Here is an 18971-nt window from a genome sequence, read left to right on the forward strand (position 1 = left end):
CGTATGCGGTGGCGTTGATGCTACTGCTCGGTCGTCGCGGCCTCGGCGAATGCCGCCAGCCGATCGAGGGACGCGCGGAGGGTCTCCGGAGTGTTCGCGCGGGCTCGATCGAATCGGGCCGGATCGGTGAGTGCCGTCCAGTCGTAGCTGTGGCGCACGAGGGAACCGCCGGTCGTCGGTTCGAGCTCCCAGCGCCAGAGGTGCCCGGGCGGGGTCTCGCCGACGGGGGAGGGCCGCCACGCGATGCGGCGCCCCTCCTCGAATTCCACGACGTGGTTCTCCCGGACGCGATCGCCGACGTTGGTCATGACGAAGACATCGCCCGCCTCGTGGACTCGCTGCCCCGGTGCCGCGCTGGAGAGGTTATTGTTCCCGTCCCACTTCGGCTGCACCGCAGGGTCGGCGATGAACTCGAAGAGCGTCTCGGGCGGCGCGGCGATGAACCTTGTCGCCGAAATGTATCGTTCTGAGTCTTCCATGGGCTCAGTCAAACATCCCCGGCTGCGTGAATCCTCAGTCCGCCCGCGATCGCGGAGTCCTGGCTAGTTGAAGCCCGGATCCCCCAGTTCCTCGAGGATGCGCTTGAGGTCGGCGATTGTCGCGAACTCGATCGCGATCTGGCCCTTCTTGGCGCCAAGCTTGACTGAGACTCGCGTATCGAAGCGATCGCCGAGCCTGTCGGCGATCTCGCTGAGCTGCGCCTGCACCCCACCGGGTCGAGCCTTCGGCGTCCGCTGCTTGGGGGTCTCGCTCGCGATCGCCTCCGCGGCACGCACTGAGAGGCCCTCGTTGACGATGCGATCAGACAGCGACTGCATCGCCTGCACGTTCCCGTCGAGCGCGAGGATCGCGCGCGCGTGACCTGCAGACAGGACGCCGGCGGCGACTCGGGTCTGCACGGGCTCGGGGAGCTTCAGGAGACGAATTGTGTTCGAGATCTGCGGGCGGGAGCGCCCGATGCGCTCCGCGAGCTGCTCCTGGGTGATGCCAAAGTCGGCGAGCAGCTGCTGGTAGGCGGAGGCCTCTTCGAGCGGGTTCAGCTGCGCACGGTGCAGGTTCTCAAGCAACGCGTCGCGCAGCATGTGCTCGTCGGCCGTTGAGCGAACGATTGCCGGAATCGTGTCGCGGCCAGCTCGCTTGGACGCGCGGAGCCGTCGCTCGCCCATGATGAGCTCGTACTTCGCGCCCGAGCGCGGCTTCGGCGAGATCTCACGCACCACGATCGGCTGAAAGACGCCAAACTCGCGCACCGAGTGGGTGAGCTCCTCGAGCGCTTCCTCATCGAACTCAGTTCGCGGCTGGAGCTTGTTGGGAACGATATCCGTGACGCTGAGCGAACGCAGCTCCGCACCGGGGACATCGACGAGCGAGGCCTCCTGCTCCGCGGCCTCCGCGTTCGCTGCAGCAGCCGCTGCCGCGCCGGCCGCGGGGAAGAACACGTCAACGGGCCGCTCGCCCTCGGAGGGGGACTGCGGAATCAGAGCGCCAATGCCGCGGCCCAGGCCACTCCGCTTCTTCGCTGTCATCCCTGTTCTCCCTTGTCTGTCTTCGTCGTCGGCGCGCCGCGTTCGGCGACCTCAGCCGCTGCCTCAAGATACGCGAGCGCCCCGATGGAGCTGCTGTCGTACTCGTGGACAGTCTGGCCGTAGCTTGGTGCCTCCGAGATCCGCACTGATCTGGGGATGACCGCGTCGAGCACTTCCTCGGGGAAGTGCTGGCGGACCTCGTTCGCCACTTCCTGAGCAAGGTTCGTGCGGGCGTCGTACATCGTGAGGAGGATCGTGGAGACCTGCAGCTCTGGGTTCAGGTGCTTCTGGATGAGCTGAATGTTTCCGAGCAGCTGGCTCAGGCCCTCGAGTGCGTAGTACTCGCACTGAATCGGGATGAGGACCTCCCCGCCAGCGACGAACGCGTTGACGGTGAGTAGTCCAAGGGAGGGAGGGCAGTCGATGAAGACGTAGTGGTACTCGCGCTCGGACGCCTTCAAGAAGGCGTCGAGCGCGGTGCGCAGGCGCTGCTCACGTGCGACGAGAGAGACAAGCTCGATCTCTGCGCCGGCCAGGTTAATCGTCGAGGGAACGCACATGAGGTTCTCGTGATCGCTCGACACCTGAATCGCTTCTTCGATCGAGGCATCCCCGAGGAGTACTTCGTACACGCTCGTGATCTCTGGCCGGTGGGGGACACCGAGGGCTGTCGATGCGTTGCCCTGCGGGTCGAGGTCGATGACCAGGACGTTCGCGCCGCGCCGGGCGAGAGCGGACGCGAGGTTCACCGTCGTCGTGGTCTTTCCGACGCCACCCTTTTGGTTCGAGACCGTAATGATCCGGGTCTCGGCGGGCAGGGGAGACGGCGTGCTCGCGAGTCTCTTGCGGCGCTTGATCTTGTCTTCGAGATGGTCGGCGACAAGTGGTTTCTCAGCCATGAGTACCTACTTTAGCGCGGAAGACCCGGGTGCTCTCAGCAAGTTGTTCGGCGCCGAGTTCGAGGACCTCAATGTCGCGGACCTTGTGCTTGCGCAGCACCTTCTGCGCGGCCTCGATCTCGTCGTGAATCGCCGCGCCCTTGAGGAACAGCAGCTCGCCCTGCTCGCGCAGCAGGGGGACTGTCAGCGGCACGAGCTTCTTCAGCGCCGTCACGGCGCGGGCGGTGATCTGATCCGCTTCGAATGCGCCGTGGAATTCCTCGGCCCTGCCCCGCTTCACGTGGGTGTTCGTCAGCTCGAGGCGCTCAATCTGCTCGTTCAGCCACGCGCACCGCCGCTCCATCGGCTCCACGAGAAACACTTCGACGTCGGGCCGAATGATGCCCAGCACGAGGCCCGGCATCCCGCCACCGGTTCCGATGTCGGCGACGCGTCCGCCCGTGCGGAGGAGAGGGGCGAGCACCGCGCTGTTGAGAATGTGTCGCGTCCACAGACGCGGCAGCTCGAGTGGCCCAATGAGCCCGAGCTCCTCGCCGCGGGCCGCAAGGTCGGCGGCAAACGCGCGCAGCGTATCGATCTGCGCGCCAGCCATATCGATCGCGGCGGCTGGCTCGGTCTCGAGCGGGGCGCCCTGGCCCCCGTCATCCTGTTTCACGTGAAACCTATCTAGGCTGCGCGGATTACGAGACGTCGGCCTTTGCCCTCGCCCTGTGACTCCGAGTGGTATCCACGCTCGGCCACCTGGTCGTGCACAAGCTTGCGCTCGTAGGAGGACATCGGCTCGAGGCGGACCTCTTCGCGGCCGGCCGCGATCTGGGCGATCGCCGCATCCACCATGCCGGTGAGCTGTTCTTCGCGCGCCACCCGGGATCCCGCCACGTCAATGATGAGGCGCGAGAAGCGGCCGGTCTTCGCCTGAACGGCCAACCGGGTGAGATCCTGCAGCGCCTGCACGGTGTCGGGCGCCGCGATCCGGTCGATGCTCACGCCACCGCCGGTGACTGAAACGTACGCACGGCCGTTCTCGACGGTGATGTCGAGATCGCCGTCGAGGTCTGCAATGTCCAGGAGGCCCTCGAGGTAGTCGGCGGCGAGATCACCGTCGGCCTCGAGCGTCTCGAGGCTCAGCTCCTCGGTCTCTACGACTTCGCGCTCTTCAGTCACGGCCGTCCTCACTTCTTCTTCTTGGCGCGCTTTGCGCTGATGGGCTGCTGACGCTGCCCGTGCTGCTGCGGCGATGCGTCGTTGGCGGCTTCGGGAGCATCCTCAGTCAGCTTACCCTTTGCCTTCAAGCGAGCCTGGCGTGCACGCCACGCCTCGGAGCCCGGGTTCGGCATGGTGTTGATCACGATGCCCTGCTGGGCCATCGTCCAGATGTTCGAGGTCATCCAGTAGATGTTGAGCGCGAGCGGGAAGGTGACGCCAGAGAACAGGAACGCGAACGGGATGATGTAGAGCAGGATCTTCTGCTGGCGGTACATCGGCGAGTTCTTCGTCTCATCGGAGACGTTCTTCGACATGATCTGCAGCTGGGTGAAGAACTGCGACGCGATCATGAGCACCACGATGGTACCGAGCAGGCCGACAACCACCCAGTTCTGCGACTCCCATCCCTGGGTGAAGTTCATCTTCAGGGGAGCGCCGAAGATCGAGGCCTGGTTGAAGCTGTCGGTGAGCTCGCGGTCCATGAGACCGATACCGACAGTGTTCTCCGACGCCTTCCGCAGCACGTAGAAGAGCGAGAAGAAGACAGGCATCTGGATCAGGATCGGCAGGCACGAGGAGAACGGATTGGTGCCGTGCTTCTTGTAGAGCGCCATGGTCTCGCGACTCATCGCCTCGCGCGAGAACTGATCGTTCTTGCCCTTGTACTTCGCCTGAATCTTCTTCATCTCGGGCTGGATGTCCATCATCCGGCGCTGCGACTTGATCTGGCGAACGGTCACGGGAATGAGCGCCGAGCGGACAACGACCACGAGGCCGATAATCGAAAGCACCCACGTCAGGCCACTCTCGGCACTCATGCCGAGCATGGTGAAGAGTTGATGCCAGAGCACGAGGACGACCTCAACCAGCCACCTAAGTGGCCAGAGAATGGTCTCAAAGAAGTTCACTGGATCAGGCCTTTCGGATGCGTGGGCGGACGAAGCCGCTGGGGTGTATGTCAAAGTTCATGGCGCTACGCTGGGGCACGTCATCGATACCGCCAGCACTGAACGGGTTACAACGGAGTAACCGCCAGATCGTTAGCCCGAGTCCGACGAGGAACCCGCGCTGCTGATACGCCTCCATAGAGTACCGGGAACACGATGGATAATACCTGCAGACATCGCCGTAGAGCGGCGAAATCACGCGCCGGTACAGCTTCATGATTCCGATGGCGGCGTTGCGGGGAAGCAGCCAGAGTTCGAGGGCGAGCCGTTTCATCACTCGGACCGAATCTTGCGGACTGCTCGCTGCATCTCTCGTCTGATCTCATTGAACGAGGCGGAGGCTGATTTGGGTAGCGCGCGGAAGACCACATCGACGCCTGTGACGCCATCTCGGATGAACTCGTCGGCCACACTCTTCATGCGGCGACGGATGAGGTTACGCATGACTGCGTTCCCCACCGCCTTCGAGATGATGAAGCCGAATCGAGCGGGAGCTTCCTGGTCATCGCCGACAGAACGAGGAACCGCGTAGGTAATGCACAATGCACCACCTACGCGGTTCCCTGTTCTGACGACTCGGCGATAGTCCTCGCCACGAGTCACCCGATGATGCCGAGCCGGCATGATGACTCGAAGGCCAGAGACTACGCGGAAAGCTTTGCGCGGCCCTTGCCACGGCGCGCGGTCAGAATTGCGCGGCCTGCACGGGTGCGCATACGTGCACGGAAACCGTGGACCTTTGCGCGGCGGCGGTTGTTGGGCTGGAAGGTACGCTTGCTCATAGTTCAAAACTCCGTGACTTTATGGTATGAATCCCCAGGGTTACGACCCAGGGAAAGTCGGTTTTGGGCAAGCGAGAAACGAGCTGCTGCCCATACAAGGTACTTACTTTACGCCGATAATCCCGGCGCGTCAAAGTCTGGTCTTTCAGGAGTTACATACAGGGGAGCGCGAACCTGTGGATAATGTGCGGGTGAGCGCATAGATTTCGCGCCAATGGGTACACTTAGCTGTGGATAACCTCGCCCCTGTCGTACCCCCAAAGCACCAAGAAGAAGTAGATGTCTGACGAAGAACTCACCGAACTCTGGGAAGAGATTAAGCGTCATGTCAACGCTGATCTCTCCGTTGGACCCGTCTACGGAGCGCAGCTGTTGCTCGCTACTCCGAGGGGCGTCGCAGCCGGCACGCTGTACCTCGCGGTCCAGACCGATTTCACGCTGAAGCTGCTTGACGGCCGCTTGCGGCCCCCGATCATGGGGGCGCTCGCCGGTCTCACCACCGCGGAGAGCATCGATAACTTCGTCGTGATCGTCGATGAGGATGCCGTTCCGGCGCCTGAACCTGAGGCGCTGGAGCGCACCGAGTTTGTGTCCCCGCCCGCCCCCGCGCGGGTGGAGCGACCGATCCAGGAGCCGCGGAGCCGACATGCCGCGGCTGTGCCCTACGAGGATCCACACCTCAATGAGAAGTACGACTTCGATTCGTTCGTGATCGGCCAGTCGAACCGACTCGCTCATGCTGCGGCGCTCGCGGTCTCTGAGTCGCCTGCCCAGTCGTACAATCCGCTGTTCATCTATGGCGATTCGGGACTTGGCAAGACGCACTTGTTGCACGCGATCGGTCACTATTCGAAGGAGCTCTTCCCGGAGATCCGAGTGCGCTACGTGAGTTCCGAGGACTTCACCAACGACTTCATCAACTCGATCGCGAATAATCAGGGCGCGCAGTTTCAGGATCGCTACCGCAACGTCGACGTCTTGCTCGTGGACGACATCCAGTTCCTGGAGGGCAAGGCCGAGACGCAGGAGGCGTTCTTCCACACCTTCAACACGCTGCACAGCCACAACAAGCAGGTGGTCATCACCAGCGATGTCCAGCCGAAGCAGCTGCGCGGCTTCGAGGAGCGGATCACGTCTCGTTTCGAGTGGGGCCTGCTGACAGATATTCAGGCGCCCGACCTCGAGACTCGAATCGCCATCCTCCGGAAGAAGGCTCAGCGCGAGCACCTCGACGTCGACGACGCGATCCTCGAGTTCATTGCGTCAAAGTTCTCGTCGAACATCCGTGAGCTTGAGGGGACACTCATTCGCGTCACGGCATACGCCAACCTGAACCGGCAGCGGATCGATATGCCCCTCGTCAAGACTGTGCTGAAAGACCTCATTTCGATCGACAGCGACAACGAGGTGCAGCCCACAGACATCATCAGCCGGACGGCTGAGTACTTCGATCTCTCAGTGGACGAACTGTACGGCCCCTCGCGCGCGCAGCAGATCGCGCTTGCGCGGCAGATCGCGATGTACCTGTGCCGCGAGCTGACGCAGCTGTCGTTGCCGAAGATCGGGCAGCTCTTCGGCGGGCGCGATCACACCACCGTGATGTACGCCCACAAGAAGATCGCTCAGCTCATTACCGAGCGCCGCTCCGTGTACAACCAGGTCTCCGAACTCACCACGAGAGTAAGGCAGAACGGGCGGTGATCGTCCACACCCCACAGCCCACCTGTGGATAACTGTGGATAACTTCTCAAAAATGTGGAGGATTCGGGTTCGCTTGTGAATTGCAGGATTTTTGTGAGTTCGCCGTCTTCATGCGGATCTGCAGCTATCCACCGCTTGCAAACAACTCACACCGGTGTAGTTTCCAGCCGCAGCAAGGGAACGGCCGAGTTATCCACAGTTTCCACAGCACTTATTACTATTACAAGATTTCTCATTCTTGTAAGCGACTCAATCACGCTCCGCTCCGCGCCGGCCGGTTTCACCAAACACCAAGGTGTGCAAAGATTGTGGGGCTGGCGCCCCGTGCGCCTACGAAGGGAAAACACATGCGATTCACCGTCAACCGTGACGTGTTCAGCGACGCAGTGTCGTTCGCGGTGAAGTTGCTTCCTCAGCGGCCGACTCAGCCGCTGCTGAGTGGAGTGCTGCTTCACGCAGAGGACGCCGAGCTCACCATTTCGTCGTTCGACTACGAGGTGTCCGCTCGCACGGGTGTTGTTGCCGACGTTTCTGAGGCCGGGCGAGCTCTTGTCTCTGGACGCCTCCTTGGCGAGATCGCACAGCGGCTTCCGCACGCGGACGTCCAGGTGTCGCTGCTCGAAAGCCGTGTTGAGGTTCGCTGTGGCAGTGCGTCATTCAGTCTCCCGGCGATGCCGGTCGAGGAGTACCCACAGGTTCCGGTCGTCGACTCCGTTTCTGGCGCGGTACCTGCGCAGGACTTCGCGGACGCTGTCGCCCAGGTTTCCCTCGCTGCCTCAAAGGACGATGTCACGCCAGTGATCACCGGCGTCCAGTTCGAAGTATCCGAGAACTCGCTGACGCTGACGGCAACTGACCGCTATCGCGTTGCGACCCGTGGCCTCGATTGGGAGGACCGCGGAGCGGGGGAGAACCTCAGCGCCCTCGTGCCGTCGAAGATCGTTACCGAGGTCGGAAAGACCTTCTCGAATGACGGTGAAGTACGCATTACCATTGTGAAGGACGGCGAGCGCGAGCTCATCGCGTTCACTGGCGGTAGCAAGACCGTCACATCGCTGCTCATCAAGGGCAACTATCCTCCCGTTGGGCGACTCTTTCCCGAGAACGTCGATAACTACGCAGTGGTGAACACCGCCGAGCTCATCGAGGCAGTGGGTCGTGTTGGCCTCGTTCTTGAGCGTGAGGCCGCGCTGCGGTTCTCGTTCGCCGAGGGAGCAGTCATGCTGGAGGCAGCCGGCACTGAGTCGGCTCAGGCCGTCGAAAGCGTTGACGTCCACCTGCAGGGAGACGAGATGATCGTCTCGCTCAAGCCGCAGTTCTTGCTTGACGGCCTTCGCTCGACCCATTCCGAGTTTGCGCGAATCGCGTTTACGCGAACCGATAACCCGGGTAAGCCCGGCCCGGTGCTCATCACGAGCCAGCGCAGCAAAGAAGAGGCCGACGACGCCAGCTTCCGTTACCTGTTGCAGCCAAACCTACTGCTCCGCTAGGCCATGAGGGTCGCTCATCTTTCTCTCGGCGACTTTCGGAATTACGCAGCCGCCGAGCTTGCACTGCATGCGGGCCCGAACCTCATCGTTGGCAAAAACGGCCAAGGCAAGACCAACCTCGTCGAAGCGATCTCCTACTTCGCGACGCTGAGATCGCACCGAGTTTCCAGCGATTCGGCGATGATCCGCGCCGAGCAGCCCGCGGCCATCCTGCGGATGCGAGTTGCTGCTGGCGATCGTGACGTGTTGCTTGAAACACAGCTCAATCGGGTCGGCGCGAACCGCGCGCAGGTGAACGGAAACGTCGTACGCTCTCGAGAGCTGACGCGCTGGTTCACCTCAATCATGTTCGCCCCCGAGGACTTGAGTATCGTTCGCGGGGAGCCAGCGGGTCGTCGGAGATTCATGGACGACGCCCTGACCGCAAGACTCCCGGTCGCGGCGGGTGTGCTTTCAGACTACGAACGCGTCGTCCGTCAGCGCACGTCGCTCTTGAAGTCGGCCCGGTCGGCCTCGCGGGGGAGTGCGGCCCTGCAGGCAACGCTCGGCATCTGGGACGAGCAGCTGATTGAGCACGGAGTGAAGATCATGCTTGCCCGGCGGGAGCTCATTGCGGATCTGCGCAACCCGCTCGTTGAGGCATATTCAAACCTTGTCGATGCAGATCACTCGCCGGGGCTCTCGCTGCACGAGTCAGTCTACGAAGAGCTCGACGATGTTTCACGTGGAACGCCGGCGCCCGGCGCGGACGTGGAAGTTTCACGTGAAACGCTCGCTACGGACTTTCGCAGGGTGCTCGAATCGGTGCGCGCGAGAGAGATCGAGCGTGGCGTGACGCTCGTGGGGCCCCATCGCGATGACCTGTTGCTCACCCTGAACGCGCTGCCGGTCCGCGGGTACGCGAGTCACGGCGAGTCCTGGTCGTTCGCGCTTTCCCTGAAGATTGCGCTCGCGAGCGTTATTCGGGCCGAATCGCCCGCGGGGGACCCTGTCATCATCCTTGATGACGTCTTTGCGGAGCTCGACCGCGGGCGCCGGGAGCGACTGATGGCGGTCGTGAGTGAGTTCGAGCAGGTGATTGTGACCGCCGCGGTGGAGGGCGACGTTCCTGACGGGCTTCCCTGGCATCGAATCGAAGTCTCCGCGGGAACGCTCAGAGATCGAGCCGACGATGAGTAGCCCGGCCGACTCATTCTCCACGGCGGCGTACCTCAGGGCCAAAAGTGTATGGCGGGGGAAGATCCAGCGGCGGCGCCCACGGCGGGCGGGGGACGACCCACTGTCTCGCCCCTTTGGGGGTGGCAGGGATCCGCGATCACTGGGTATTGTGCTGGAATCTGTCGTCGTGGACATGGGGTGGTCGAGTGAACTCGAGCAGGCACGAATCATTGAGGAGTGGCCCGCGTTCGTTGGCACGGCCACCGCGGAGCACACAACCGTCACCGGCATTCGGGATGGCGTACTTGAGATCCAGTGCGATTCGACGACCTGGGCCACAGAATTGCGTCGGCTCCGCGCCGAGATGCTCACCAGACTCCTCACCGAGTACCCGGACTCAGAGATTCGGGACCTTCGCTTCCGAGCTCCAGGCGCTCCGTCCTGGCGTCACGGGCCTCGCGTCGTGCCCGGACGCGGGCCGAGGGACACCTACGGATAGCAGTCTCGGCGCCCTGGCAGCAGATGTGGTGTTTCTTCGGGGACGATCCTTCCAAAAAAACGGCCACCAGACGCCCGAGAAAGCCGTTTTGCGGGCCGATTCTTGATAGAGTTGGGGTGAAGTGTGCCTCAGGCCAAAAATGGCCCGTGGTTATCCGGGAGAGTGTGCATTAGAAAATGACTTTAGAACAGACTGCGGCTGAAGAATACGGCGCTGGAGAGATCCAGGTCCTTGAGGGACTCGAAGCCGTCCGCAAGCGGCCCGGTATGTATATCGGCTCAACCGGCCCACGTGGCCTGCATCACCTCGTGTACGAGATCGTCGACAACTCGGTGGATGAGGCGCTCGCCGGGCACTGCGACACGATCAACGTGACGATCCTGAAGGACGGGGGAGTGCGCGTTATCGATAACGGACGCGGGATCCCCGTTGATATGCACCCCACCGAGGGTCGCTCAACGGTCGAGGTCGTGCTCACCGTTCTGCACGCCGGCGGCAAGTTTGGCGGCGGCGGCTATGCTGTCTCCGGCGGGTTGCACGGCGTCGGGTCGTCGGTGGTCAACGCGCTCTCCACGCGCTTCGATGTCTCGGTCATGCGACAAGGTTTCACGTGGAACATGTCCTTCACGAACTCCGTCCCGGACGCGCCTCTCGCGCAGGGGGAGCCCACTGACGAGACGGGTACTGCTATCTCGTTCTGGCCGAGCGCTGAGATTTTCGAAACCACCGAGTTTGACTACCAGACCCTTCGGACCCGGTTCCAGCAAATGGCCTTCCTTAACAAGGGCCTGAAGATCACCCTCACTGACGAGCGGCCACAAGAACCTGTTGAGAACGAGAGCGGTGAGCTTGTCGAGCCCGACGCACCCTCGGACGAGTTCATGTACGAGCGAGGCATCGAAGACTACGTTCAGCACCTCAACACCGCTAAGCGCGCCGAGCTCGTGAATGAAGAGATCATCTCCTTCGAGCTCGAGGATCCGGAGCGCAAGATCTCGGCCGAGGTTGCGATGCAGTGGACGACGTCGTACTCGGAGAGCGTTCACACCTACGCGAACACGATCAACACCCATGAGGGTGGCACCCATGAGGAGGGGTTCCGTGCGGCGTTGACAACGCTCGTGAACCGCTACGCACGTGAGAAGAACATCCTTCGAGAGAAGGACGATAACCTCTCGGGCGAAGACGTTCGCGAGGGGCTCACCGCAGTTGTGTCAGTGAAGCTCGGCGAGCCGCAGTTCGAGGGGCAGACGAAGACCAAGCTCGGCAATACCGAGGCCAAGGCATTCGTGCAAAAGGTCGTCGGCGATCAGCTCGGTGATTGGTTTGAACGCAACCCGGGCCCCGCGAAAGACATCATCCGCAAGTCGATCCAGGCCGCCTCCGCGCGCCTCGCGGCCCGCAAGGCGCGTGAGACCGCGCGCCGCAAGGGCCTGCTCGAGTCGGGCGGTATGCCGGGCAAGCTCTCAGACTGCACGAGCAAGGACCCGACGGTCTCCGAGATCTTCATCGTGGAGGGCGACTCCGCAGGCGGCTCGGCCAAGACCGGTCGAAATCCCGAGACTCAGGCAATTCTCCCGCTCAGAGGGAAGATTCTGAACGTGGAGAAGGCCCGTCTCGACCGCGCGCTCGGCAACGCAGAGGTCCAGGCCATGATCACGGCCTTCGGCGCCGGCATTGGCGAGGAGTTCGATCCTGAGAAGGTTCGGTACCACAAGATCGTCCTGATGGCGGACGCCGATGTCGACGGTCAGCACATTACGACGCTGCTCTTGACCCTCCTGTTCCGGTACATGCGCCCGCTCATCGATCTGGGCTACGTTTTCCTCGCTCAGCCTCCGCTGTATCGCATCAAATGGACGAACGCCGAACACGAGTACGTGTACAGCGACGCAGAACGCGACGAGCGACTTGAGGCTGGCGCGGCCGCCGGCCGCCGCCTCCAGAAGGAGAGCGGCGTTCAGCGCTACAAGGGTCTCGGCGAGATGAACCACGAAGAGCTGTGGGACACCACGATGAACCCGGAGACCCGCACGCTGCTGCAGGTCACCATGGACGATGCGGCAATTGCTGATGAGGTCTTCTCCACGCTGATGGGTGAAGACGTAGAGGCACGCCGCAGCTTTATTCAGCAGAACGCGAAGGATGTGCGCTTCCTTGACATCTGAAAACACCACCCCAGAAGACGTGACCGACGAGGCTCGGGACGAGCCGGCGATCGAGCCAAACCACGGTCGCATCGACCAGGTCGAGCTCAACGTCGAGATGCAGCGCTCATACCTCGACTACGCCATGAGCGTCATTGTCGGGCGTGCGCTGCCTGACGTCCGTGACGGCCTGAAGCCGGTCCACCGCCGCGTGATTTACACGATGTACGACGGGGGATACCGGCCGGACAAGGCCTTCTCGAAGTGCACCCGTGTCATCGGTGACGTCATGGGCCAGTTCCACCCCCACGGCGACACAGCAGTGTACGACTCACTCGTTCGCCTCGTGCAGCCGTGGTCGCTCCGTTACCCGCTTGCGCTCGGCCAGGGCAACTTCGGCTCGCCTGGCAACGACGGCGCTGCCGCACACCGTTACACCGAGACCAAAATGTCCCCGCTCGCCATGGAGATGGTGCGGGATATCGACGAGGACACTGTCGATTTCCAGGACAACTACGACGGCCGCACGCAAGAGCCAACGGTGCTCACCGCACGCTTCCCGAACCTGCTCGTCAACGGCTCGGTCGGCATCGCCGTGGGCATGGCGACGAACATCCCGCCCCACAACCTCCGCGAGGTTGCGGCAGGGGCAAAGTGGCATCTGGAGAACCCGGATGCGACGCGCGAGGAGCTGTTCGACGCCCTCATGGAGCGCATCAGCGGCCCCGACTTCCCGACTGGTGCGCAGATCCTCGGCACGAGCGGTATCCGCGACGCATACCGCACCGGCCGTGGGTCGATCAAGATGCGCGCAGTCGTGAACATCGAAGAGATTCAGGGTCGGACCTGCCTCGTCGTCACCGAGCTGCCCTACCAGGTCAATCCTGACAACCTTGCCGTGAAGATTGCCGACCTGGTGAAGGAAGGCAAGGTCCAGGGCATCGCGGACATCCGTGATGAAACGAGTGGTCGCACGGGCCAGCGTCTTGTCATCGTGATGAAGCGTGACGCGATTCCGAAGGTTGTCCTCAACAACCTGTACAAGCACACGCAGCTGCAAGAGAACTTTGGCGCAAACATGCTCGCCATCGTCGATGGCGTACCGCGGACGCTCGCGATCGACGGCTTCATCACGTATTGGGTGAAGCACCAGATCGAGGTCATCGTTCGCCGCACCCAGTTCCGCCTGCAGAAAGCAGAGGCCGAGGCCCACATTCAGCGCGGCTACCTGAAGGCGCTCGACGCGCTCGACGAGGTTATCGCGCTGATCAGGCGTTCTTCGACTGTCGATGACGCACGTGAGGGCCTGATGAGCCTCCTCGGTGTCGACCAGATCCAGGCGGACGCGATCCTCGCGATGCAGCTCCGTCGCCTGGCAGCGCTCGAACGACAGAAGATTCTCGACCTCGCCGCGAAGCTCGAGGCGCAGATCAAGGAGTACGAGGGTATCCTCGCGTCGCCGGAGCAGCAGCGCGGAATTATCGTGGAGGAGCTCGACGAGCTCGTCACCCGGTACGGCGACGATCGCCGAACGACAATTCTGCATGGCTACGACGGCGACATGTCGATGGAAGACCTCATCCCCGAAGAGGAAATGGTCATCACCGTTACTCGCGGCGGGTACGTGAAGCGGACGCGCATCGACAACTACCGGTCGCAGCACCGAGGCGGAAAGGGCGTCCGCGGCGCGCAACTGCGCGCGGATGACATCGTTGAACACTTCTTTGTCACGACGACGCATCACTGGCTGTTGTTCTTCACGAACACGGGCCGCGTGTACCGTGCGAAGGCGTACGAAGTAGCCGAGGGCGGCCGCGATGCGAAGGGCCAGCATCTCGCGAACCTGCTGGCGCTCGCGCCTGACGAGCAGGTCACGCAGATCCTCGATCTGCGGCAGTACGACGATGCGAGTTACCTCCTGCTCGCGACTCGCGACGGGCTCGTCAAGAAGACGCCGCTCACTGAGTACGACACCAACCGAACCGGTGGCATCATTGCGATCAAGCTCCGCGAGGGCGACGAACTCGTCCAGGCACTTATCGCAGGCGCAGAGGACGACATCTTGCTGATTTCGCGGCAGGGAATGTCGGTGCGATTTACGGCCACTGATCAGGCACTTCGCCCGATGGGAAGGTCGACGAGCGGCGTCCGGGGCATGAACTTCCGCGACGGCGACTCCCTCCTCGCAGCCTCCCGCCTCAGCGATGACGAAGGCTACGTCTTTGTCGTCACCGAGGGTGGCTATGCGAAGCGCACGGCGGTCAACGAGTACCGCGTCCAGCAGCGCGGTGGCTACGGCATCAAGGTCGCGAAGCTCGACGAGACCCGCGGTGATCTCGCCGGCGGCTTTATCGTCGACGAGGGCGACGAAGTGCTTGTCGTGCTCGCGAGCGGTAAGGTGGTTCGATCCGGCGTCGCTGAGGTGCCGGCGAAGGGACGAAACACCATGGGAGTGGTGTTCGCTCGCTTCCCAGAAGGGGATCGTATTATTGGGATCGCCCGAAACGCCGAACGCGGTATCGACGATGGGGACTCGGAGGAGTCCGACGCGGAGAACTCCGTAGACAAGGAAGACGTGAATGAGTAACACAGTCGCAGACCGGCTTGCGAAGAAGACTCGCAAGAAAGCACCGGCGAAGCAGGTCCGCCTGAAGCTTGTGTACGTCGACTTCTGGTCGGCCGTGAAGTTCTCCTTCCTCGTGTCCATCTGTCTCGCCATCGTCGGGATCGTGACGGCGATCCTCGTGTATGTCGTGCTCCAGACAACTGGAGTGTTCGGTCGCATCGACGCGCTCTTTATGGACATCGTCGGCGAAGAGAACAGCCTGATGAATTTCATCGGCTTCCCGCAGGTGGCCTTCTTCTCGGTTGTCGTCGGTGTGCTGAACACCATCGTCGGCACGGCTCTCGGTGCCATCGGATCGCTCGTGTACAACCTGCTCGTGCGCGTTCTCGGTGGATTCCAGCTCGGTTTTTCGAGCAATTAGGCCCAAAGAGGCAACTCGATTTCGCATTCTCGTCCGGAACCGGTAATGTTGTCTCTTGGTCAAGGGGCTATAGCTCAGGTGGTTAGAGCGCTTCACTGATAATGAAGAGGTCCCAGGTTCAAGTCCTGGTAGCCCCACTGAATTTCACAAAATCCGCGAAAACCGGTAGTGTTATTCACAACGGGTCCTTAACTCAGTTGGTAGAGTGCCTGCTTTGCAAGCAGGATGTCGGGAGTTCGATTCTCCCAGGATCCACAACATAAACAAGAAATGCCTTGCCTCACGGCGGGGCATTTTTTGTTGCACCCAGCCCCCGAAACAGTGCCGCGAGTTCCGGCATTTGCGACACGCCAGAGATGCACATTCCGGAGGCTTGGCCCACCGATTTCTTTTCAAACCCAAAGCGCACGCGACGAGCATCCGATGCGAACCCAAGGAGTCCGACACGCCCGGGCACGCGATTTCCTGGCTGATTCAGGCCTAGCAGCTGAGCGTTTATGAAGCTGGCAGAAGCCGCTATTGCAATCGCGGGTCGTAGCTTGGGTCCGGCAGCAACGCCGGGCAGCCGGATGTTGGAGCGCTCGCAACGAGCTCGAAGTGCCAGGGCTCGTTGTCGTAGAGCCTGCAGAGGCCATACCCGGCGCCGACCTCGGCCAGCCACCCCGTCGCCTCCCACGGCCCTAAGTCGACCGCTTCGCCGCGCACGTGTACCGAGGTTTCGGGCGTTGCGACCCAGCGTGCGGCCTCGGCCTCGGTACCGTACTCGACGATCGCTTCCGCGAGCAGTTCCTGCTGGTCGTGCTGCGACCGCCAGCCACTGGTGATGGTGAACTCAATGCCCGAGTCGGCGGCGGCAGCTCGCAGCGCCGCGAGGAGGTCAGGATCAAGTCCGTCGATCCCCTGGAGCCCGGTGGCGAACACACTGGTGCCCGCAGGCAGGTCGCCGGAGGCCGGCGCAGCGTCGTGCGGGGGAGCTGGAACCCCCACCGGCTCGCTATCCGCCTGCTGCGACGGTGGCGCCGTTCCTTCGTTCGGGGCGCCATCCGCCCGGGCCGGCGTCTCCGCGAACGCGCCCGTACCCGGAGCGCCAATTCCCTGCACAAGAATGAATCCAGCGGTCGCTGCGGCGACGACGGCACCGGCAATAAGGGCTGGCACCCGCAGTCGGCGCATTCGAAGCTCGGCAACTGTGTATCGCATGGGAACTAGTCCACTCGAACACTGGTTGCTGGAACGTATGGCTTTTTTCATACGCTGCGCATATGCGAAGGTTCGTACGATAGAGACATGCGTGTCCTGATCGTCGAAGACGAGCCCTTTCTCGCGGAGGCAATCCGCGACGGCCTGCGCCTCGAAGCGATCGCCGGTGACATCGCAAACGACGGCGACACCGCGCTTGAGCTGTTGAGCGTGAACGAGTACGACATCGCAGTACTCGACCGTGATATTCCGGGCCCGAGTGGCGACGAGATCGCCGCGACGATCGTGCGTTCGGGCAGCGGCATGCCGATTCTCATGCTGACCGCGGCAGATCGGCTCGATGATAAGGCCTCCGGCTTCGAGCTCGGAGCCGACGACTATCTCACGAAGCCGTTTGAACTCCAGGAGCTCGTGCTCCGGCTCAGAGCGCTCGACCGCAGGCGCGCCCACCACAGACCGCCGGTCCGAGAGATTGCGGGGCTTCGCGTTGACCCGTTCCGGCGCGAGGTGTACCGTGACGGGCGCTACGTCGCTCTCACCAGGAAACAGTTCGCCGTGCTTGAGGTGCTTGTCGCGGCGGAGGGCGGCGTGGTGAGTGCAGAGGAACTGCTCGAGCGCGCGTGGGACGAGAACGCGGACCCGTTCACGAATGCGGTGCGCATCACCGTGTCAGCCCTGCGCAAGCGCATCGGCGAGCCCGCGATCATCGCAACAGTGCCCGGCGTCGGCTACCGGATCGACGCGACTGCAGGGCAAGATGTCGCCGCGTCGAGCTGAGGTTCGCGGCGCGAGCGCCAGGCTTCGCCTCACGCTGAGCTACGCCGGCTTCCTGCTCGTCACCGGCGCCCTGCTCCTCGCCGTCGTCTGGGCGTTCCTGCTGCGCTATGTGCCGCCGGACGCGATTTGGGTCGATACGCAGTTCTTCCCGGGCCGCGACGACCTTGTTCGCGCGTTCGTGCCTCGCGCGCTCGGGGCGCTCGGGGCGCTGTTGCTCGTGGGTCTTGTCGGCGGGTGGATCCTCGCTGGCCGGATGCTGGCCCCGCTCGAACGCATGACGAAGGTCACGAGGCAGGTCAGCGCTGGGGCGCTCGGTGCGCGCATCGAGCTTGCAGGCCCACCCGACGAGTTTCGCGAACTCGCCGAAGCCTTCGACACGATGCTCGACAGGCTCGAGGCACACGTCGCCGAGCAGGAGCGGTTCGCAGCGAATGCGTCGCACGAGCTTCGCACGCCGCTCGCCATCACACAGGCAATGCTCGACGTCGCCCGCAAGGAGCCCCCGGCGGACTCCGCGCCGCTCGTCGACAGGCTCTGGACGGTGAACGCTCGCGCGATCGAATTGACTGAGGCGCTGCTGCTGCTCGGTCGGAGCGGGAGGCGCGGATTCGCCCGCGAGGCCGTCGATCTCTCGTTGCTCGTCGAGGAGGCCGTCGAGACGCTGCTCCCGCGCGCCGAATCCCGGGGCGTCACGATCGAGGTTGCCGGTGACCCGGTGCTCGCGGCTGGATCTTCTGCACTGCTCTCCCAGGTCGCGAGTAATCTCGTACTCAACGCGATCCTCCATAACCTGCCGGCTGGCGGGCGCTCGACAATCACGACGTGGGAGGCTGGCGGACGCGCCCTGCTGTCCGTTGAGAACACAGGGGCACGGCTGAGCGAGGAACTCGTCGCCACGCTGACCGAGCCGTTCCGGCGTGGCAGCGAACGAACGCGCGCGGACGACTCGGGTGTCGGCCTGGGGCTCGCGATCGTGCAGAGCATCGCTCAGGCGCATGATGGCAGCCTGACGCTCCGTCCCCGCCCGGGAGGCGGCATGATCGCGATCGTTGCGTTGCCGCCGGCGACGCCCCCGGCACGCCGGCTACGGGGTGAGGGACACCACGGCGAGCGCTGACACGATAAGCGCGACGAGCAGCGCGAAGCCGCCAGCACGCTGCAGTACCTCACGTGCGCCGAACCGCGATCGCGTCTGCGCGCAGGCGACGAGTGCGAGCCCGACAGCCCCACCCGTGGTGTTCGCGATGACATCAGTGATGTCCGCCGCCCCAACGGCGAGCACGAACTGAAGGACTTCGTACGTGGTGCTGATCGCAGCGATGAGCAGCGTGCCAGACCACCATGCCCTGCGCGGCCAGAGCACACCGAGGAGCAGTCCGAGCGGCACGAAGACCAGGAAGTTCGCGGCGACCTCCGCCGGTGCGCTCGGGCCGAAAACCGCCGTCGCCGCGAACGGGACCCATTTCACGGGAGACAGGCTCTCGCCGACGTGTGGCAGACGCAGCTTCCACACGATCGCCCAGGTCAGCAGCGTCAGATACGTGCTGAACGCCGCGACGAGCACGGTCTCTGCCGCCAGGGGCACGCGCGCGGTGGGGAGCGGTCGCGTCGAAGGAGCCAGGGTGCGAGTCGTATCGAGCATGACACCAGTC

At 63.1% G+C, this 18971-nt stretch carries 20 protein-coding genes and 2 tRNA genes; 11 read left to right on the top strand and 11 right to left on the bottom strand.

What is annotated here, in order from left to right; genetic code table 11:
* Window positions 1-20: 20 nt before the first annotated feature.
* The 9 genes from BJ960_RS16000 to rpmH all read right to left on the bottom strand — a co-directional run bounded on the left by BJ960_RS16000 (window position 21) and on the right by rpmH (window position 5360).
* The gene (locus tag BJ960_RS16000; protein WP_185988019.1) at window positions 21-479 is read right to left on the bottom strand and encodes an SRPBCC family protein; all 459 of its coding nucleotides are present in this window, start codon (window positions 477-479) and stop codon (window positions 21-23) included.
* A 63-nt stretch (window positions 480-542) separates the two neighbouring features.
* Entirely contained in the window at window positions 543-1526 is a 984-nt protein-coding gene (locus BJ960_RS16005) for a ParB/RepB/Spo0J family partition protein (protein ID WP_121074821.1), read from the bottom strand.
* Entirely contained in the window at window positions 1523-2425 is a 903-nt protein-coding gene (locus tag BJ960_RS16010) for a ParA family protein (protein WP_121074819.1), read from the bottom strand. The genes BJ960_RS16005 and BJ960_RS16010 overlap by 4 nt, the downstream gene beginning before the upstream one ends.
* A complete protein-coding gene (gene rsmG, locus BJ960_RS16015) occupies window positions 2418-3017 on the bottom strand; it encodes a 16S rRNA (guanine(527)-N(7))-methyltransferase RsmG (protein ID WP_185988345.1) in 600 nt (199 codons plus the stop codon). The genes BJ960_RS16010 and rsmG overlap by 8 nt, the downstream gene beginning before the upstream one ends.
* 74 nt (window positions 3018-3091) lie before the next feature.
* Entirely contained in the window at window positions 3092-3589 is a 498-nt protein-coding gene (locus BJ960_RS16020; RefSeq protein WP_121074816.1) for a Jag family protein, read from the bottom strand.
* Window positions 3590-3597: 8 nt separating this feature from the next.
* Window positions 3598-4539: a membrane protein insertase YidC gene (yidC, locus tag BJ960_RS16025; RefSeq protein ID WP_121074813.1), complete on the bottom strand. Its 942-nt coding sequence runs from the start codon at window positions 4537-4539 to the stop codon at window positions 3598-3600.
* A gap of 4 nt (window positions 4540-4543) precedes the next feature.
* Window positions 4544-4852: a membrane protein insertion efficiency factor YidD gene (gene yidD, locus BJ960_RS16030; protein ID WP_121074810.1), complete on the bottom strand. Its 309-nt coding sequence runs from the start codon at window positions 4850-4852 to the stop codon at window positions 4544-4546.
* On the bottom strand, window positions 4852-5202 hold the full coding sequence (rnpA, locus tag BJ960_RS16035; RefSeq protein ID WP_185988020.1) for a ribonuclease P protein component: 351 nt from the start codon (window positions 5200-5202) through the stop codon (window positions 4852-4854). Before rnpA ends, yidD begins: the two co-directional genes overlap by 1 nt.
* A 20-nt stretch (window positions 5203-5222) precedes the next feature.
* On the bottom strand, window positions 5223-5360 hold the full coding sequence (rpmH, locus tag BJ960_RS16040) for a 50S ribosomal protein L34 (protein ID WP_121074804.1): 138 nt from the start codon (window positions 5358-5360) through the stop codon (window positions 5223-5225).
* A gap of 279 nt (window positions 5361-5639) precedes the next feature.
* Between rpmH and dnaA the strand changes: the two genes are divergently transcribed.
* The 9 genes from dnaA (at window position 5640) to BJ960_RS16085 (ending at window position 15597) form a co-directional block, all read left to right on the top strand.
* The gene (gene dnaA, locus BJ960_RS16045; protein WP_121074801.1) at window positions 5640-7061 is read left to right on the top strand and encodes a chromosomal replication initiator protein DnaA; all 1422 of its coding nucleotides are present in this window, start codon (window positions 5640-5642) and stop codon (window positions 7059-7061) included.
* 347 nt (window positions 7062-7408) lie between these two features.
* Window positions 7409-8551, top strand: coding sequence for a DNA polymerase III subunit beta (gene dnaN, locus BJ960_RS16050; protein WP_121074799.1), 1143 nt, complete (start codon window positions 7409-7411; stop codon window positions 8549-8551).
* Window positions 8552-8554: 3 nt separating this feature from the next.
* The gene (gene recF, locus BJ960_RS16055) at window positions 8555-9730 is read left to right on the top strand and encodes a DNA replication/repair protein RecF (protein ID WP_185988021.1); all 1176 of its coding nucleotides are present in this window, start codon (window positions 8555-8557) and stop codon (window positions 9728-9730) included.
* A 148-nt stretch (window positions 9731-9878) separates the two neighbouring features.
* Window positions 9879-10208: a DciA family protein gene (locus tag BJ960_RS16060; protein ID WP_220663535.1), complete on the top strand. Its 330-nt coding sequence runs from the start codon at window positions 9879-9881 to the stop codon at window positions 10206-10208.
* 176 nt (window positions 10209-10384) lie between these two features.
* Window positions 10385-12376: a DNA topoisomerase (ATP-hydrolyzing) subunit B gene (gene gyrB / locus BJ960_RS16065; protein WP_185988022.1), complete on the top strand. Its 1992-nt coding sequence runs from the start codon at window positions 10385-10387 to the stop codon at window positions 12374-12376.
* Window positions 12354-14942, top strand: a complete 2589-nt coding sequence (gene gyrA / locus BJ960_RS16070) for a DNA gyrase subunit A (RefSeq protein WP_185988023.1) — start codon at window positions 12354-12356, stop codon at window positions 14940-14942. Before gyrB ends, gyrA begins: the two co-directional genes overlap by 23 nt.
* Window positions 14935-15342, top strand: a complete 408-nt coding sequence (locus BJ960_RS16075; protein WP_119285402.1) for a DUF3566 domain-containing protein — start codon at window positions 14935-14937, stop codon at window positions 15340-15342. The genes gyrA and BJ960_RS16075 overlap by 8 nt, the downstream gene beginning before the upstream one ends.
* Before the next feature lie 63 nt (window positions 15343-15405).
* A tRNA-Ile gene (locus tag BJ960_RS16080) sits at window positions 15406-15479 on the top strand.
* Between the two features lie 45 nt (window positions 15480-15524).
* Window positions 15525-15597, top strand: a tRNA-Ala gene (locus BJ960_RS16085).
* 261 nt (window positions 15598-15858) lie between these two features.
* On the opposite strand, the gene BJ960_RS16090 is transcribed toward BJ960_RS16085, so the two are convergent.
* Entirely contained in the window at window positions 15859-16542 is a 684-nt protein-coding gene (locus tag BJ960_RS16090) for a D-alanyl-D-alanine carboxypeptidase family protein (RefSeq protein ID WP_202229221.1), read from the bottom strand.
* Window positions 16543-16629: 87 nt separating this feature from the next.
* Here BJ960_RS16090 and BJ960_RS16095 point away from each other — a divergent pair, with 87 nt between their 5' ends.
* Entirely contained in the window at window positions 16630-17319 is a 690-nt protein-coding gene (locus BJ960_RS16095; RefSeq protein WP_121074778.1) for a response regulator transcription factor, read from the top strand.
* Window positions 17300-18436, top strand: coding sequence for a sensor histidine kinase (locus BJ960_RS16100; protein ID WP_185988024.1), 1137 nt, complete (start codon window positions 17300-17302; stop codon window positions 18434-18436). Before BJ960_RS16095 ends, BJ960_RS16100 begins: the two co-directional genes overlap by 20 nt.
* On the opposite strand, the gene BJ960_RS16105 is transcribed toward BJ960_RS16100, so the two are convergent.
* Window positions 18404-18961 (bottom strand): VanZ family protein, encoded by a 558-nt coding sequence (locus BJ960_RS16105; protein WP_147429796.1) that lies wholly within the window; start codon window positions 18959-18961, stop codon window positions 18404-18406. The two genes, BJ960_RS16100 and BJ960_RS16105, sit on opposite strands and share 33 nt — an antisense overlap.
* Window positions 18962-18971: the final 10 nt, after the last annotated feature.

The sequence above is a fragment of the Leucobacter aridicollis genome (genome assembly GCF_013409595.1).
GTDB classification, from domain to species: domain Bacteria; phylum Actinomycetota; class Actinomycetes; order Actinomycetales; family Microbacteriaceae; genus Leucobacter; species Leucobacter aridicollis.

Coding starts and splice junctions, on each gene's coding strand:
- BJ960_RS16000 (WP_185988019.1), bottom strand. CDS start 479: ATGGAAGACTCAGAACGATACATTTCGGCGACAAGGTTCATCGCCGCG.
- BJ960_RS16005 (WP_121074821.1), bottom strand. CDS start 1,526: ATGACAGCGAAGAAGCGGAGTGGCCTGGGCCGCGGCATTGGCGCTCTG.
- BJ960_RS16010 (WP_121074819.1), bottom strand. CDS start 2,425: ATGGCTGAGAAACCACTTGTCGCCGACCATCTCGAAGACAAGATCAAG.
- rsmG (WP_185988345.1), bottom strand. CDS start 3,017: ATGGCTGGCGCGCAGATCGATACGCTGCGCGCGTTTGCCGCCGACCTT.
- yidD (WP_121074810.1), bottom strand. CDS start 4,852: ATGAAACGGCTCGCCCTCGAACTCTGGCTGCTTCCCCGCAACGCCGCC.
- rnpA (WP_185988020.1), bottom strand. CDS start 5,202: ATGCCGGCTCGGCATCATCGGGTGACTCGTGGCGAGGACTATCGCCGA.
- rpmH (WP_121074804.1), bottom strand. CDS start 5,360: ATGAGCAAGCGTACCTTCCAGCCCAACAACCGCCGCCGCGCAAAGGTC.
- dnaA (WP_121074801.1), top strand. CDS start 5,640: ATGTCTGACGAAGAACTCACCGAACTCTGGGAAGAGATTAAGCGTCAT.
- dnaN (WP_121074799.1), top strand. CDS start 7,409: ATGCGATTCACCGTCAACCGTGACGTGTTCAGCGACGCAGTGTCGTTC.
- recF (WP_185988021.1), top strand. CDS start 8,555: ATGAGGGTCGCTCATCTTTCTCTCGGCGACTTTCGGAATTACGCAGCC.
- gyrB (WP_185988022.1), top strand. CDS start 10,385: ATGACTTTAGAACAGACTGCGGCTGAAGAATACGGCGCTGGAGAGATC.
- gyrA (WP_185988023.1), top strand. CDS start 12,354: ATGTGCGCTTCCTTGACATCTGAAAACACCACCCCAGAAGACGTGACC.
- BJ960_RS16075 (WP_119285402.1), top strand. CDS start 14,935: ATGAGTAACACAGTCGCAGACCGGCTTGCGAAGAAGACTCGCAAGAAA.
- BJ960_RS16090 (WP_202229221.1), bottom strand. CDS start 16,542: ATGCGATACACAGTTGCCGAGCTTCGAATGCGCCGACTGCGGGTGCCA.
- BJ960_RS16095 (WP_121074778.1), top strand. CDS start 16,630: ATGCGTGTCCTGATCGTCGAAGACGAGCCCTTTCTCGCGGAGGCAATC.
- BJ960_RS16100 (WP_185988024.1), top strand. CDS start 17,300: ATGTCGCCGCGTCGAGCTGAGGTTCGCGGCGCGAGCGCCAGGCTTCGC.
- BJ960_RS16105 (WP_147429796.1), bottom strand. CDS start 18,961: ATGCTCGATACGACTCGCACCCTGGCTCCTTCGACGCGACCGCTCCCC.